12 protein-coding genes are annotated in these 13,862 nt (G+C 69.1%); 6 read left to right on the top strand and 6 right to left on the bottom strand.

Going from position 1 to position 13,862, the window contains the following annotated elements:
* Positions 1-320 precede the first annotated feature (320 nt).
* The gene (locus ACFVXC_RS07205) at positions 321-569 is read left to right on the top strand and encodes a hypothetical protein (protein ID WP_389902321.1); all 249 of its coding nucleotides are present in this window, start codon (positions 321-323) and stop codon (positions 567-569) included.
* A gap of 163 nt (positions 570-732) precedes the next feature.
* Here ACFVXC_RS07205 and ACFVXC_RS07210 read toward each other — a convergent pair whose 3' ends face one another.
* Positions 733-1,200: an ATP-binding protein gene (locus ACFVXC_RS07210; RefSeq protein WP_389902322.1), complete on the bottom strand. Its 468-nt coding sequence runs from the start codon at positions 1,198-1,200 to the stop codon at positions 733-735.
* Between the two features lie 247 nt (positions 1,201-1,447).
* Here ACFVXC_RS07210 and ACFVXC_RS07215 point away from each other — a divergent pair, with 247 nt between their 5' ends.
* Positions 1,448-2,329, top strand: a complete 882-nt coding sequence (locus ACFVXC_RS07215; protein WP_389902323.1) for a helix-turn-helix domain-containing protein — start codon at positions 1,448-1,450, stop codon at positions 2,327-2,329.
* Positions 2,330-2,338: 9 nt separating this feature from the next.
* Positions 2,339-2,548 (top strand): DUF397 domain-containing protein, encoded by a 210-nt coding sequence (locus ACFVXC_RS07220; protein WP_389902324.1) that lies wholly within the window; start codon positions 2,339-2,341, stop codon positions 2,546-2,548.
* 73 nt (positions 2,549-2,621) lie between these two features.
* Here the strand turns inward: ACFVXC_RS07220 and ACFVXC_RS07225 are convergent, their stop codons facing one another.
* The 5 genes from ACFVXC_RS07225 to dnaK all read right to left on the bottom strand — a co-directional run bounded on the left by ACFVXC_RS07225 (position 2,622) and on the right by dnaK (position 7,532).
* Complete coding sequence (locus ACFVXC_RS07225) at positions 2,622-3,143, bottom strand: hypothetical protein (RefSeq protein WP_389902327.1); 522 nt, start codon at positions 3,141-3,143, stop codon at positions 2,622-2,624.
* Between the two features lie 103 nt (positions 3,144-3,246).
* Positions 3,247-3,696, bottom strand: a complete 450-nt coding sequence (locus ACFVXC_RS07230) for a heat shock protein transcriptional repressor HspR (RefSeq protein WP_389902329.1) — start codon at positions 3,694-3,696, stop codon at positions 3,247-3,249.
* A 1-nt stretch (position 3,697) separates the two neighbouring features.
* Positions 3,698-4,912, bottom strand: a complete 1,215-nt coding sequence (dnaJ, locus tag ACFVXC_RS07235) for a molecular chaperone DnaJ (RefSeq protein ID WP_389902331.1) — start codon at positions 4,910-4,912, stop codon at positions 3,698-3,700.
* A gap of 41 nt (positions 4,913-4,953) precedes the next feature.
* The gene (gene grpE, locus ACFVXC_RS07240) at positions 4,954-5,661 is read right to left on the bottom strand and encodes a nucleotide exchange factor GrpE (RefSeq protein ID WP_389902334.1); all 708 of its coding nucleotides are present in this window, start codon (positions 5,659-5,661) and stop codon (positions 4,954-4,956) included.
* Positions 5,658-7,532 carry a molecular chaperone DnaK gene (dnaK, locus tag ACFVXC_RS07245; protein ID WP_389902336.1) on the bottom strand — a complete coding sequence of 625 codons (1,875 nt, stop codon included), beginning with the start codon at positions 7,530-7,532 and terminating at the stop codon, positions 5,658-5,660. Before dnaK ends, grpE begins: the two co-directional genes overlap by 4 nt.
* Before the next feature lie 342 nt (positions 7,533-7,874).
* On the opposite strand from dnaK, the gene ACFVXC_RS07250 reads away from it, so the two are divergent.
* From ACFVXC_RS07250 to ACFVXC_RS07260, 3 genes are all read left to right on the top strand, one after another.
* Positions 7,875-10,142: a (Fe-S)-binding protein gene (locus ACFVXC_RS07250; protein ID WP_389902339.1), complete on the top strand. Its 2,268-nt coding sequence runs from the start codon at positions 7,875-7,877 to the stop codon at positions 10,140-10,142.
* A gap of 227 nt (positions 10,143-10,369) precedes the next feature.
* Positions 10,370-11,695 (top strand): FG-GAP repeat domain-containing protein, encoded by a 1,326-nt coding sequence (locus ACFVXC_RS07255; RefSeq protein WP_389902342.1) that lies wholly within the window; start codon positions 10,370-10,372, stop codon positions 11,693-11,695.
* A gap of 625 nt (positions 11,696-12,320) precedes the next feature.
* A complete protein-coding gene (locus ACFVXC_RS07260; RefSeq protein WP_389902344.1) occupies positions 12,321-13,805 on the top strand; it encodes an FG-GAP repeat protein in 1,485 nt (494 codons plus the stop codon).
* The last annotated feature ends 57 nt before the right edge of the window (positions 13,806-13,862 follow it).

The raw sequence follows: 13,862 nt of genomic DNA on the forward strand, positions 1-13,862 counted from the left end.
CCGCGAATCCATGGGTAATGCATTTATATCGGGTTCGTAAGGGACGTGTAACAGGACTCTGTGAACTTTGAACCGCAGGTCACCGGTGTGATCACATAACAAATGCCCGGGTAACCCCCGGAGCGCACCAGTGCTTTGTGCGGCCGGAACCCACGGCCGCGCCAGGTGCGAGACGTACCGCCTGCGTCGTCCTCCCCGGCCGCATATGTGTCACCGCGGCCCGGGGCGGTGTGACGGAATCGCGTGGTGTTCCCGCGTCCGTCTTCAAGCAGCGGCCGTGCGCCTCGCGGCGCGCGTCCCCCCACGAAAGCGAGCGAAAAATGCGCAAGACCCTCAAGAAGGCAGCAGTTGTCGGCGCCACCGTCCTGGCGTTCTCCGGTATCGCAGCCGGAGCGGCTCAGGCCGCGCCGGCCTTGCGTCAGGGCGCGGACATCATCGGAACCGGCAGCCTCGACGACTGCATCGCCCGGGGCAAGGACATGAAGGCCAAGGGTGAAATCGCGGACTGGGCCTGCATGGTGGGCTCCAAGGACAACACCTACGAGCTGACCCCCTTCTACGCCAACTAATCCTCCGCAGCACATGCCCGGCCCCCTTCACCAGGGGCCGACGGCCCGTCCATGAGGCCCTGCGGTCGCCACCCCCTCGGCGCCGCGCCACGCCTCCATGGTCGGCCCCGACAGCTCCCCCGGCGGACGCGTTCCGCCGGGGGAGCTGTCGGTTCCGCCCCGGTCACCCGACGCGGTGAGGGCGGGACGCTTCCCCGGACCCGGCCTCCCCCAGCTCGAACCAGACCCCCTTCGCATACCGCCCCGCCCTGTCGTCCGCGACGCCCCACGCGTCAGCGAGTTCCGCGACCAGGGCAAGCCCCCGCCCCCAGCAGGCGGCCACCCCGGCAGCGGGGTGCGCCACGACAGGCGGGTCCTGACTCTCGTCGAAGACGGTCACTCGTAGGCGGGTAAGGGTCAGGAAGACGCGGACCATCGCGGAGCCCTTGGTGTGCAGGTGCACGTTCGTGATGAGTTCCGAGGTACAGAGAGTCGCCGGCATGACCAAGGGGTCACGGTCGAGGGTACGCAGGACTGTGCGCACGAAGTCTCGGCAGATTTTGGGTGAGGTCGCGTCGCCCGGGGTGAACAGGCTGTAGTCGTAAGCCAGTTGCGCCGAGCGGTGTGCGGTGCGGGGTCGGTCGGTGGGCATGACGGTTGCTCCCGTCGGGAGGGGTGGGGGGCGGCCCCGCGCCGGGCGATGGCGGTGCCCTTGAGCCCCTCAGGGCGTTCGGGTGCCTTTCGACTTATGGGCAGGGGGAGCTGTATGACTCCTGTGTGTTACTGACGCGCCACCCACGGTAGGGAGTAAGGGAGCAAATGCGCAACCTTCTTGCCGTTACTGGTGGACCACATCGATGGGACAAGGCAGACTTTGCCCGAGCCATCAAGGAGACATAGTGGGACTGCGTACCGCCATCAGCGAACGCCAGCGAAGGCTCGGCCTCGAACTCAAACAACTGCGCGAACAAGCAGGATTGACCGCAGGGGAGGCCGCCGACTGCATCGGCATGAGCCGTGGCCAACTGAGTCACATCGAGATGGGCCGGACATCGATCCTCACCGATCGTCTGTTGGGCCTATGCCGCACATACGGTTGCGCAGATGCGCCCTATGTAAAGGCTCTGGTGTCCATGTCCGAAGCCACGGGCAAGGGGTGGTGGAGCACCCACAGGAAGAGCAGGGGCCCTGGGGCACTCAACCTCGCCGAGCTGGAGGAGAGCGCCGTCGCACTCCGCACCCACCAGTCTCTTTTCATCCCGGGCCTCTTCCAGACCAGCGCCTATGCCCGAGCGATCTTCAACAGCCCCAAACTGGGCGTCGACAACGTCGAGGACGCCCTGATGTTCCGGATGGAACGACAGCACATCCTCACCCGCGACAACCCGCCGTCCGTGCACGCGATCATTCACGAGGCCGCCCTGCACATGCGGTTCGGCAGCGCGCCCACGGTGCGCGAGCAACTGCTGCACCTCGTCGAGGTGGGCAAGCTGCCGAATGTCACCATCCAGGTCTATCCGTTCAGCGCGCAGGCGTACGCGGGACTCAGCGGCAACTTCGTCCACGCCGTCCCCAGCGTGCCGAGCCTGGGCACAGTCATCCTTGAACAGCCCACCGGCGACCAGTACTTGACTGAGCGAGAGCAACTCCAGCAGTACGGCACGCTTTTCGAGCGCCTTGCCGAGAACGCCCTCGCCCCCATCGACGTACCGACAGCCCCTGAAGCACACTCGGTGAAAGACTCGCTGGCACTCATCCAGCACCTGCTCTACGCCCTTTAGGAGACCCCGATGCCCGAGCTGAACTGGCAGAAGTCGTCATTCAGCGGCGGCCCGGAAGGGGACTGCCTCTACATAGCCCCCGCCCCCGACGGAACACTCCGCCTCCGCGAGAGCGACGCCCCAGCCATACAACTGGCCACAACCCCGCCCCAACTCTCCGCTCTCCTACTACACCTCAAGCACGAGCCCCCCACCCCTGACCGCCGCCTCTGCCCCTGAGTCGCGTCGCAAGAAAATCCCACCGACACGCCGCCTCACGCCCCACACACCGGGACTTTTCTGCAACCCACCATCAGCCTGCCGCCCACGAACGCAGCAGCCCCTCCCGCTCTCCCGCCCGGGGCGAGCCGCCCTCCCGGGCCCGGCCCCACTCCGCCATCGCCGCCAGCGTGATCCGCAGGGTCGCCTCGCCCTCCGTCATGCGGGACAGGAGCGTCAGCGACAGGTCGTGCTCCGCCTGGGAGTAGCCCGTCGCCGCAGCCACGTACGCCGTCAGTTCCCTCGGTTCCGTCTGCTCGGAGTCCGCCGCCGTCCTCGCGAGCCGTACCGTCATCGCCGGGGCGTCGTCCGAGCCGCCGAGGCCCACCGTGAGGGCCATGTCCACCAAGACGCCCACCTGCCGCTTCAGCGACTTCACGGGGGCGTCCTCGACCGTCAGGGCACGCACCTCGTCCCAGGGGTAGAACGCCGCCTGCCTGTCGCCAAGAGCCACGATGCCCTCCGGTGTCAGCCGCACCCCCGCCGCCAGGCCCGACGGCTTCGCGCCCACGTACACATCGCCCTCGGCGATCCAGAACAGGCCCACCATGGCCATCGTCAGCTCAACTCCCCCGGTACGTACGGCACGACAGCGCGTAGGGGCCGGGAGGTGCTGCCTCCCGGCCCCTACGCGTCACATTACTAAGAGCTTCGCTGAGCTACTGCTCCGACGACCTCTTGGGGCGCCACACCACCAGCGCGCTCGCCTGCTGCACGTCCTGGTAGGGGACGAGGTCACGGCGGTACGACGCGTGGACCGCCGCCTCGCGCTGCTGCATCGCGGCGGCCGCGCCCTCCACGGCGCTCGCCAGCTCGACCACCCTCGACTGCAGCGCCGCGACCTGGTTCTCCAGCTCGATGATGCGCTTGATGCCGGCGAGGTTGATGCCCTCTTCCTGCGACAACTGCTGCACGGTGCGCAGCAGTTCGATGTCGCGGGCCGAGTAGCGTCGGCCGCGGCCCGCGGTGCGGTCCGGGGAGACCAGGCCCAGGCGGTCGTACTGGCGCAGGGTCTGCGGGTGGAGTCCGCTCAGCTGGGCGGCCACCGAGATGACGTAGACCGGCGTCTCGTCGGTCAGTTGGTAAGGATTTCGACGACGGCCGTCCATCTCATGCTCCCTTCGCGGCCTGGAACAGTTCTGCCCGCGGATCGTCGTCCGCAGTCGCCTCGCGGTAGGACTCCAGGGCTTCCTTCGCCGCGTCGGAGAGCGATGTCGGAACCGACACCTCCACCGTCACCAGCAGATCGCCCCGCGAACCGTCCTTGCGGATCGCGCCCTTGCCCCGCGCCCGCATCGTACGACCGTTGGGAGTGCCCGGAGGGAGCTTCAGGGTGACCGGCGGGCCGCCCAGTGTGGGGACCTTCACCTCGCCGCCCAGTGCCGCCTCGGCGAACGTCACCGGCACCGTCACCGTCAGGTTGTCGCCCTTGCGGCCGAAGACCTTGTGGGAGTCGACGTGCACGACCACGTACAGGTCGCCCGCCGGGCCGCCCCGTTCACCGGGACCGCCCTTGCCGCGGAGCCGGATGCGCTGGCCGTCGCTGACACCCGCGGGGATACGCACCTGCATCGTGCGCGACGACTTCGCCCGGCCCGAGCCCTTGCAGACCTCGCACGGGTCCTGGGCGATGAGCCCACGGCCCTTGCAGTCCACGCAGGGGTCGGTGAGGGAGAAACCGCCGCCGCCGCCCCGCGTGACCTGGCCCGTGCCGACGCAGGTCGGGCACACGCGCGGTGTGCCGTTCTTGTCGCCGGTGCCGGAACAGGCCTTGCAGGGAGCCTGCGACGACATCCGCAGCGGGACCGTGGCCCCGTCCACCGCCTCCGTGAAGCTCAGCGTGACCTCGGACTCGATGTCCTGGCCGCGCCGGGGCTGCGTACGCGTGCCCGCGCCGCCCGTGCCCGCGCCGCCTCGGTTGAACAGGCCCCCGAAGACGTCACCCAGACCGCCCCCGAAACCGCCCGCACCGCCGGCGCCGCCCGCTCCACCGCCACCCGGGGCGCCGCCTCCGAAGAGGTCGCCCAGGTCGAAGTTGAAGGAGCCTCCCGCGCCGCCGCCGCCGGGACCTGCCCGGAAGCCGCCGTTGCCGAAGAGAGCACGCGCTTCGTCGTACTCCTTGCGCTTCTTGGGGTCCCCGAGGACGTCGTTCGCCTCGGAGATCTCCTTGAAGCGCTCCTCGGCCTTCACGTTGCCCGTGTTGGCGTCCGGGTGGTTCTCGCGGGCGAGTTTCCGGTACGCCTTCTTGATCTCGGCTTCGGTGGCGTCCTTGGGGACGCCGAGGACCTTGTAGTAGTCCTTCTCGATGAAGTCCTTGGTGCTCATCCCCGACGTCCCTCCTCTCGCTTCACAACAACTCCGATACGTCAGCCCTCGTCCGGGCCGCCACCGGTCTCCTTGTCCTCCGCCGCGTCGGCGGAGTCCGTGGAAGCAGCGGTCTCGTCATCGCCCTTGACCGTCTGCGCGCCCGGCTGCGGTTCGGCCACGGCCACCCGCGCGGGGCGGATGGTGCGCTCACCGATGCGGTACCCGGGCTGCAGGATCGCGACGCATGTCGTCTCGGTGACGTCGGGCGCGTACGAGTGCATCAGGGCCTCGTGGATCGTCGGGTCGAAGGGCTCGCCCTCCTTGCCGAACTGCTGGAGGCCCATCTTGGCGACGACCGTCTCAAGGGACTCCGCCACCGACTTGAACCCGCCGACCAGCTCGCCGTGCTCGCGGGCGCGGCCGATGTCGTCGAGGCTCGGCAGGAGCTCGCCCAGGAGGTTCGCCGCGGCGATCTCCTTGACCGTCACCTTGTCCCGCTCCACACGACGGCGGTAGTTCTGATACTCCGCCTGCAGCCGCTGGAGGTCCGCCGTGCGCTCGCCGAGCGCCGTACGCACCTGGTCGAGCTGCGCGGTCAGGCCCACGTCCTGAGCTGTCGTACTGCTTGCTGCGTCCCCGGCCGGGGCCGCCGGGCCCTCCTCGGTGGAGGGCTCGGCGGCCAGCGACGCGGCGTCATCGGGGGTGGCGCCGGAGGGGACGTCGGGCTTCTCGGTGTGATCACCGAAGCCCGGAGTCTCCTCGGTCATGCGGCGCCGCCCTTCGTGTCGTTCGGCTTCTCGTCGTCGACGATCTCGGCGTCGACCACGTCGTCGTCCTTGTCCTTGGACATGTTCGGGGCCTCGGCGCCCTCGGCACCCGGGGCAGCGCCCTCGCCGCCGGCGGCCTGAGCGTCCGCGTACATGGCCTGGCCCAGCTTCTGGGAGACGGCCGCGACCTTCTCGGTGGCCGTGCGGATCTCCGCCGTGTCCTCGCCCTTGAGCTTCTCCTTCAGCTCTTCGACGGCGGACTCGACCTCGGTCTTCACGTCACCGGGGACCTTGTCCGCGTTGTCGGTGAGGAACTTCTCCGTCTGGTAGACGAGCTGCTCGCCCTGGTTACGGGACTCGGCGGCCTCGCGGCGCTTGTGGTCCTCGTCCGCGTACTGCTCGGCCTCCTGGCGCATGCGGTCGACCTCGTCCTTCGGCAGCGAGGAGCCGCCGGTGACGGTCATCTTCTGCTCCTTGCCGGTGCCGAGGTCCTTGGCCGTCACGTGCATGATGCCGTTGGCGTCGATGTCGAAGGCGACCTCGATCTGCGGGACACCGCGCGGGGCGGGCGGCAGACCGGTGAGCTCGAACATTCCGAGCTTCTTGTTGTACGCCGCGATCTCCCGCTCGCCCTGGTAGACCTGGATCTGGACGGACGGCTGGTTGTCCTCGGCCGTCGTGAAGATCTCGGAGCGCTTGGTCGGGATCGTGGTGTTGCGCTCGATGAGCTTGGTCATGATCCCTCCCTTGGTCTCGATACCGAGGGACAGCGGGGTGACGTCGAGGAGCAGGACGTCCTTGACCTCGCCCTTGAGGACACCGGCCTGGAGGGCCGCGCCGATGGCGACGACCTCGTCCGGGTTCACGCCCTTGTTCGCGTCCTGGCCGCCGGTCAGCTCCTTGACGAGCTCCGCGACGGCGGGCATACGGGTCGAGCCACCGACGAGAACGACGTGGTCGATCTCGGAGAGCTGGATGCCCGCGTCCTTGATGACGTTGTTGAACGGGTTCTTGCACCGCTCAAGGAGGTCGGACGTGAGCTGCTGGAACTGGGCGCGCGTGAGCTTCTCGTCCAGGTGCAGCGGGCCCTCGGCGGACGCCGTGATGTACGGCAGGTTGATCGAGGTCTCCGTGGAGGAGGACAGCTCGATCTTGGCCTTCTCGGCCGCCTCGCGCAGGCGCTGGAGCGCCATCTTGTCCTTGGAGAGGTCCACGCCGTGGCCGTTGTTGAACTGCTTGACCAGGTAGTCGACGACGCGCTGGTCCCAGTCGTCACCACCGAGGTGGTTGTCGCCGTTCGTGGCCTTCACCTCGACGACGCCGTCGCCGATCTCCAGGAGGGACACGTCGAAGGTGCCGCCACCGAGGTCGAAGACGAGGATCGTCTGGTCGTCCTTGTCGAGGCCGTACGCCAGAGCGGCGGCCGTCGGCTCGTTGACGATGCGCAGGACGTTCAGGCCCGCGATCTCGCCGGCCTCCTTCGTCGCCTGGCGCTCGGAGTCGTTGAAGTACGCGGGGACGGTGATGACCGCGTCGGCCACCTTCTCGCCCAGGTACGACTCGGCGTCGCGCTTCAGCTTCTGCAGGATGAACGCGGAGATCTGCTGGGGGTTGAACCCCTTGTCGTCGATGTCCACCTTCCAGTCAGTGCCCATGTGGCGCTTGACCGAGCGGATGGTCCTGTCGACGTTCGTGACTGCCTGGCGCTTGGCGACCTCGCCTACCAGGACCTCACCGTTCTTCGCGAAGGCGACGACGGACGGCGTGGTCCTGGCGCCCTCGGCGTTGGTGATGACGGTGGGCTCGCCGCCTTCAAGAACGCTGACGACAGAGTTAGTCGTGCCCAGGTCGATGCCGACCGCACGTGCCATTTCGGTTCCTCCAGAGGTACTTCTTGAGTGGATCTGACTCAAGGATGCATGGTCGCTGCGCTTGCGTCAACAGATGTGAGTCTGGGGGGCTCAACTCTTATCCCGGGCTTACGCGCAACCCTCACCCCGCGCCGCACTCGACTGCGGGCCCGCCATGGCTGGTCGCGCAGTTCCCCGCGCCCCTGCGGGCCCCACGACGGCGCCGGCGCGGCAAGGGTTGCCTGAGCGACGCAGATCACCGCCTCGCTGGCTACAGTGCGGCTGAGTAAGTGGGTAGTCTCAGACGGACTGCATAAGTTACCGCTTAGTAATAGTTCGCCTCGCAGGCCCGAGGAGCCCCAAATGCAACTCGCCGCGATCATCGTGTCGCTGGTCCTAATCGCGGTCGGCGTCGCGCTGTTCGGCCGTGCCATCGTGCAGATCGTCCAGTACATGCGGCTCGGTCAGCCCGTCCCCGCCGGTACCCGCACCGATCAGCCCGTGCAGCGCACCGTCACCGTGGCCAAGGAGTTCCTCGGCCACACCCGCATGAACCGCTGGGGCGTCGTCGGCGTCGCGCACTGGTTCGTGGCGGTGGGCTTCCTCTCGCTGCTCCTGACCATCGTCAACGCCATCGGCCAGCTCTTCAAGGCCGACTGGATGCTGCCGATCATCGGCGAGTGGGCCCCGTACAACATGTTCGTCGAGTTCATCGGCACGATGACCATCGTCGGCATCGTGACGCTGATCGTCATCCGGCAGCTGAGCAACCCCGACAAGCCGGGCCGCAAGTCCCGGTTCGCGGGCTCGAAGAAGGGCCAGGCGTACTTCGTCGAGGCCGTCATCCTCATCGTCGGCGTCTGCATCTTCGCGCTGCACGCCCTTGAGGGTGCCCAGCACCACGTGGACAGCTACGAGGCGTCGTTCTTCATCTCGTACCCGTTCGTCTCGTGGTTCGGGGGCATGGATCTCTCGACGCTGCAGAACCTCACGTACTTCTTCGCCATGGTCAAGATCGCGACGTCCTTCATCTGGATGATCACCGTCGCGCTCAACACCAACATGGGCGTCGCCTGGCACCGCTTCCTCGCCTTCCCGAACATCTGGTTCAAGCGCGACGCGGACGGCTCCACGACCCTCGGCGAGCTGCAGCCCATGACGTCCGGCGGCAAGCCGATCGACTGGGAGGACCCGGGCGAGGACGACGTCTTCGGCGTCAGCCAGGTCGAGCAGTTCTCCTGGAAGGGCCTCCTCGACTTCAGTACGTGCACCGAGTGCGGCCGCTGCCAGTCGCAGTGCCCCGCCTGGAACACCGGCAAGCCGCTCTCCCCCAAGCTCCTGATCATGTCGCTGCGCGACCACGCGCACGCCAAGGCCCCCTACCTGCTCGCCGGTGGCGGCAAGGACATGGAGGGCAACGAGAAGGCGACGCAGGAGCAGCTGGCGGACGTGCCCGCCGCCGCACTCGCGGAGGCCGAGCGCCCCCTCGTCGGCACCGCCGAGGAGAACGGCGTCATCGACCCCGACGTCCTGTGGTCCTGCACCAGCTGCGGCGCCTGTGTCGAGCAGTGCCCGGTGGACATCGAGCACATCGACCACATCGTCGACATGCGCCGCTACCAGGTGATGATCGAGAGCGCGTTCCCGTCCGAGGCCGGCACGATGCTCAAGAACCTGGAGAAGAAGGGCAACCCCTGGGGGCTCGCCAAGAAGCAGCGCCTGGAGTGGCTCAAGGAGCTCGACTTCGAGGTGCCGGTCGTCGGCAAGGACATCGAGGACCTCACCGAGGTCGAGTACCTCTACTGGGTCGGCTGCGCGGGCTCCCTGGAGGACCGTGCGAAGAAGACCACCAAGGCCTTCGCCGAGCTGCTCAACATGGCGGGCGTCAAGTTCGCGATCATGGGCGGCGACGAGAAGTGCACCGGTGACTCCGCACGCCGCCTGGGCAACGAGCCGCTGTTCCAGCAGCTCGGCCAGGAGAACGTGGCCATGCTGAACATGGCGTACGGCGAGGACGACGAGGACCCGGCGACCAAGAAGCCGAAGACGGCCAAGAAGATCGTCGCGACCTGCCCGCACTGCCTCAACACGCTCGGCAACGAGTACCCGCAGCTCGGCGGCGACTACGAGGTCATCCACCACACGCAGCTGCTCCAGCACCTCATCGACGAGGGCAAGCTCATCCCGGTGACGCCCGTCGAGGGCCTCATCACCTACCACGACCCGTGCTACCTCGGTCGGCACAACAAGATCTACACGCCGCCGCGCGAGATCATGTCCGCCGTCCCGGGCCTGCGTCAGCAGGAGATGCACCGTCACAAGGAGCGCGGCTTCTGCTGCGGTGCCGGTGGTGCGCGGATGTGGATGGAGGAGCGGATCGGCAAGCGCATCAACACGGAGCGGGTCGACGAGGCGCTCAGCCTCAACCCCGACATCGTGTCGACGGCCTGCCCGTTCTGTCTGGTGATGCTCACCGACTCCGTCAACGGCAAGAAGAACGACGGCGCGGCGAAGGAAGCCCTCCAGGTCGTGGATGTCGCGCAGTTGCTGCTCGAATCCGTGAAGACGCCGGTGGACCCCGCCGGTGAGCCCGAGACCGCGGACGAGCCGGAGCCCGAGCCGGTGAAGTAGACCGCACGCAGGCCGCACGCAGGCCGCACGCAGTCCCCGTGCAGGCACGCCGCCAGGCGTTCAGGCCGGTTCCGCCCTCAGGGCGGGACCGGCCTTTCCTACTGTGCGGAAGGGGGGCATCATGTGCTGGTTGTTGTCGGTTGGGGCGGTCGGGGCGGGTGATGGGCATGCGGAGTGCCGGAACACATGGCATACGTGGCGTCAGACGGACGCGGCACGGTGGTGTCGTGGGTACGGCCGCCGCCGTCAGCTGCGCGCTGCTGCTCGCCGGGTGCGGGGGCGGCGACGACGCCGAGAAGCCCGACGCCCGGCACCGGCCCGTCAGCATGGCGGGCAAGAGCGCGGCACAGCTGCCCATACCCCGCGGCAAGGGCAGCAAGGTCGACGACGACTTCAACGGTGACGGCGCCCCCGATCTCGTACTGGACGACCTGGTGCACGAGGGCCACGGCGACGACGCGGGCATCGGTGTCGTCTACGGCTCCAGGACCGGACTGCGGCCAGGCGCACGGCAGTTGCTGAGCGCGCGGGCCAACGGGGCACGCACCAAGGGCGAGTTGCCCGCGTCCTTCGAGTCGGAGGCGTCCTGCGACCTCGACAAGGACGGGTTCTCCGATCTGCTCGTCTCCACCGACCCGCCCTACGACGGCCTCGGTCAGCCGCCCGTGCCGCTGCAGATCCTCTTCGGCTCGCCCAAGGGTCTGACCGGCAAGGCCGTGAAGGTGAAGGTGCCCGCGCAGTCCCGCTTCGGCAACGACTGGTCCGACCAGCCGGTGTGCGGGGACTTCGACGGGGACGGCGCGAACGACCTCGTCCTGCACGCGAGCGGCGCCCGGCTCACGTTCCTGCGCGGCCCGTTCAAACGGAACGGTGCCCCGCGCGCCGCGGGCAAGCCGCTCGCCGCGCCCGGCAACGACCTCGTCACCGGCAAGGCCACGGACGTGGACCGCGACGGCTACGACGACCTCGTCGTCCGCAAGGCGGCGGGCGCGTCCGGCGCCGCAGCCGGCGCCCTCGTCCTGGGCGGCCCGAAGGGCCCCGCCGAGACCGGCGTCCTCTTCCCCTCCGGCACGGACATCGCGTTCGGGCGCTTCGGCAGGGGCAAGGGCATGGACGCGGCCATCGCGGGCCCGAACGGGGTCGCCCTGCGCTACGACGTGCCCGGCACGCAGCGCGGCGCCATGAAGTCGAGGAACGTGACCGTGGACACCGGCGACTTCGACGGCGACGGCCTGAGCGAGCTGATCCTGAGCGGTGGCAGCAGCGGGGACGGGGGCGGCACCGGCGAGGTGCGGGTCTTCAGGGGACGTACGGGGCCGCTGGACAGCAACGCGTCGGCGCTCGTGGTCCCCGCCGCGAAGGGCACCACGCAGGTCCTCGCCATCGCGGACTTCAACGGCGACAAGCGTGACGATCTGGTCCTTCGGACGTATCGCGGGGACGGCGAGGACACGGTGGGGGTGTACCCGGGAGTGAAGGCCGACCTGACCGCGCGCAAGCCTCAACTGACCTTCTCCACGGCGGAGTTCCTGGCGCTGGGGGATGGGGCGTGAGGGCGGGGGTTGGGGCGGGGCTTGGGGTGAGGAGTTAGGGCGGGGAGTTGGGGCGGGGCTCGGGGCGGGGCGTGAGGGCGCGGCTCAGGGCGGGGAGTTGGGGCGCGGCTCGGGGCGGGGCGTGAGGACGGGGCTCGGGGCGGCATCGGGGCGGGGTCCTCGCCGTTCGGGCTGAGTTCTCGGTTGGCCCGGGGCCTGACGCCCGGTGGACGGCGAGTGGCGAGCGGCCAGCGGCGAGCAGCCAGCGGCCAGCGGCCAGCGACGAACGGCGAGCGGCGAGCGGCGAGCGGCCAACGGCTAGCGACGAACCGCCAGCCGCGAACGGCGAGTGGCCAGCGGCCAGCGCCCAGCGACGAACGGCTAGCGGCCAGCGACGAACCGCCAGCGACCAGCGGCGACCGGCGGCCAGCGGGCCGCGCAAAACAACCCGAACGCGCACAACACCACCAACTCCCGCCCCCCATACAACCCTTACCCCCCTCCACGGGTCTCCCTGTCGCCGAAACAGGACGTGACACCAGGCCCAACACCCGGCGAACCGGCGATCCGGCGAACCTCCTGCCCGGCACCCCATCGACCGCGGATGTCCGCCAGACATCCCCGCATGCAGCAGGAGACCCACGGAATGCCGAAGCACAAGCGCACTTCCCCGCTCCCCCGATCCAGACGTGGCCGCCTCGCGGCGGCCACGGCGACCGCCGCCGCGCTCACAGGCGGACTCCTCACCCTCACTGGCGGCACGGCGACCGCGGCGGAGCCCACCGCCGCCGTCCAGCCCGACGACGCCGACTTCAACGGCGACGGCGCGGCCGACATCGCCACCTCCGCCCCGCACGCCAACGTGGGCGGCAAGAGCAAGGCGGGCCAGGTCGTCGTCACGTACGGCGGCGCCGCGCAGCGCCACGTCACCTACAGCCAGAACAGCGCGGGCGTCCCCGGCACCGCCGAGAAGAGCGACATCTTCGGCGCCGACACCGCGTACGGAGACTTCGACAGCGACGGCTACGACGACCTAGCCGTCGGCGCCGTCGGCGAGGACGTCGGCAGCGACGTGGACGGCGGCACGGTCCAGGTCCTGTGGGGCTCACCGAGCGGCCTCTCCGGCGGCTCCACGGTCAAGGACCCACGCCCCACCAAGCACGACCGGTTCGGCGGCCCCCTCCAGGCGGGTGACTTCGACGGCGACGGCAAGGACGACCTCGCCGTCGCCGCGTCGGGCGCCGCCACCATCGACATCCTCGACGGCGGCATCAGACGCAGCGGCTCCACCGGCGGCCGCTACACCGTGCTCCCGCCCATCCACAGCGGCGAGGACACGGGCCCCTTCAACCTGCACTCCGGGGACGTCAACGGCGACGGCAAGGACGATCTGCTCGTCAACGGCTTCTCCACCGCCGACGACTACAACGCCAACCTGTGGCTGCCCGGCAGCGCGAACGGCGTCACCACGAGGGGCGTGCAGCGGCTGCCCGCCGGTCACATCACCGACGTCGGAGACACGGACGGCGACGGTTACGGCGACGTCATCATCGGCCTCACCTGGGACGAGGGCATCGACGGCGCCAACAAGGGCGGCACGGTGTACGTCGTCAAGGGCAACGCGAACGGCCCGTACGGCGACAGCCAGGCCATCACCCAGGACTCGGCGGGCATCCCGGGCGGCGGCGAGAAGGGCGACTTCTTCGGCGAGGAGCTCGACCTCGGCGACATCAACGGCGACGGGCACCTCGACCTGGCCGTCGGCACCCCCGGCGAGAACCTGGACGGAGTCGCCGACGCGGGCTCGGTCACCGTCATCTACGGCGCGTCGGACGGCTCCGGCCTCTCCACCAAGGGCGCCGTCCTGTACAGCCAGAACTCGCCCGGCGTCCCCAACGCCGACGAGAAGAACGACTTCTTCGGGTCCGACGTCCACATCGACGACCTGAACGCCGACGGCAGGGGCGACGTCACCGTCGGCGCGTCCGGTGAGAACGGCTCCAACGGCGCGTTCTACGTCCTGGGCGCACGCCCCGACGGCACCCTCGCGGGCACCTCCGGCGTCTACACGTCCACGGTCGGCATCTCGGCCTCGGGCACGCCGCGCCTCGGCACCAACTTCGCCGACTAGCACCGCCGTTCGCCCGACCTCCCGACGGAGCTCTCTGTTCGCCCCCGCATGTCCCAC

Source organism: Streptomyces sp. NPDC058257 (assembly GCF_042881845.1).
Taxonomy (GTDB): domain Bacteria; phylum Actinomycetota; class Actinomycetes; order Streptomycetales; family Streptomycetaceae; genus Streptomyces.

Coding starts and splice junctions, on each gene's coding strand:
- ACFVXC_RS07205 (WP_389902321.1), top strand. CDS start 321: ATGCGCAAGACCCTCAAGAAGGCAGCAGTTGTCGGCGCCACCGTCCTG.
- ACFVXC_RS07210 (WP_389902322.1), bottom strand. CDS start 1,200: ATGCCCACCGACCGACCCCGCACCGCACACCGCTCGGCGCAACTGGCT.
- ACFVXC_RS07220 (WP_389902324.1), top strand. CDS start 2,339: ATGCCCGAGCTGAACTGGCAGAAGTCGTCATTCAGCGGCGGCCCGGAA.
- ACFVXC_RS07225 (WP_389902327.1), bottom strand. CDS start 3,143: ATGGCCATGGTGGGCCTGTTCTGGATCGCCGAGGGCGATGTGTACGTG.
- ACFVXC_RS07230 (WP_389902329.1), bottom strand. CDS start 3,696: ATGGACGGCCGTCGTCGAAATCCTTACCAACTGACCGACGAGACGCCG.
- dnaJ (WP_389902331.1), bottom strand. CDS start 4,912: ATGAGCACCAAGGACTTCATCGAGAAGGACTACTACAAGGTCCTCGGC.
- grpE (WP_389902334.1), bottom strand. CDS start 5,661: ATGACCGAGGAGACTCCGGGCTTCGGTGATCACACCGAGAAGCCCGAC.
- dnaK (WP_389902336.1), bottom strand. CDS start 7,532: ATGGCACGTGCGGTCGGCATCGACCTGGGCACGACTAACTCTGTCGTC.
- ACFVXC_RS07250 (WP_389902339.1), top strand. CDS start 7,875: ATGCAACTCGCCGCGATCATCGTGTCGCTGGTCCTAATCGCGGTCGGC.
- ACFVXC_RS07260 (WP_389902344.1), top strand. CDS start 12,321: ATGCCGAAGCACAAGCGCACTTCCCCGCTCCCCCGATCCAGACGTGGC.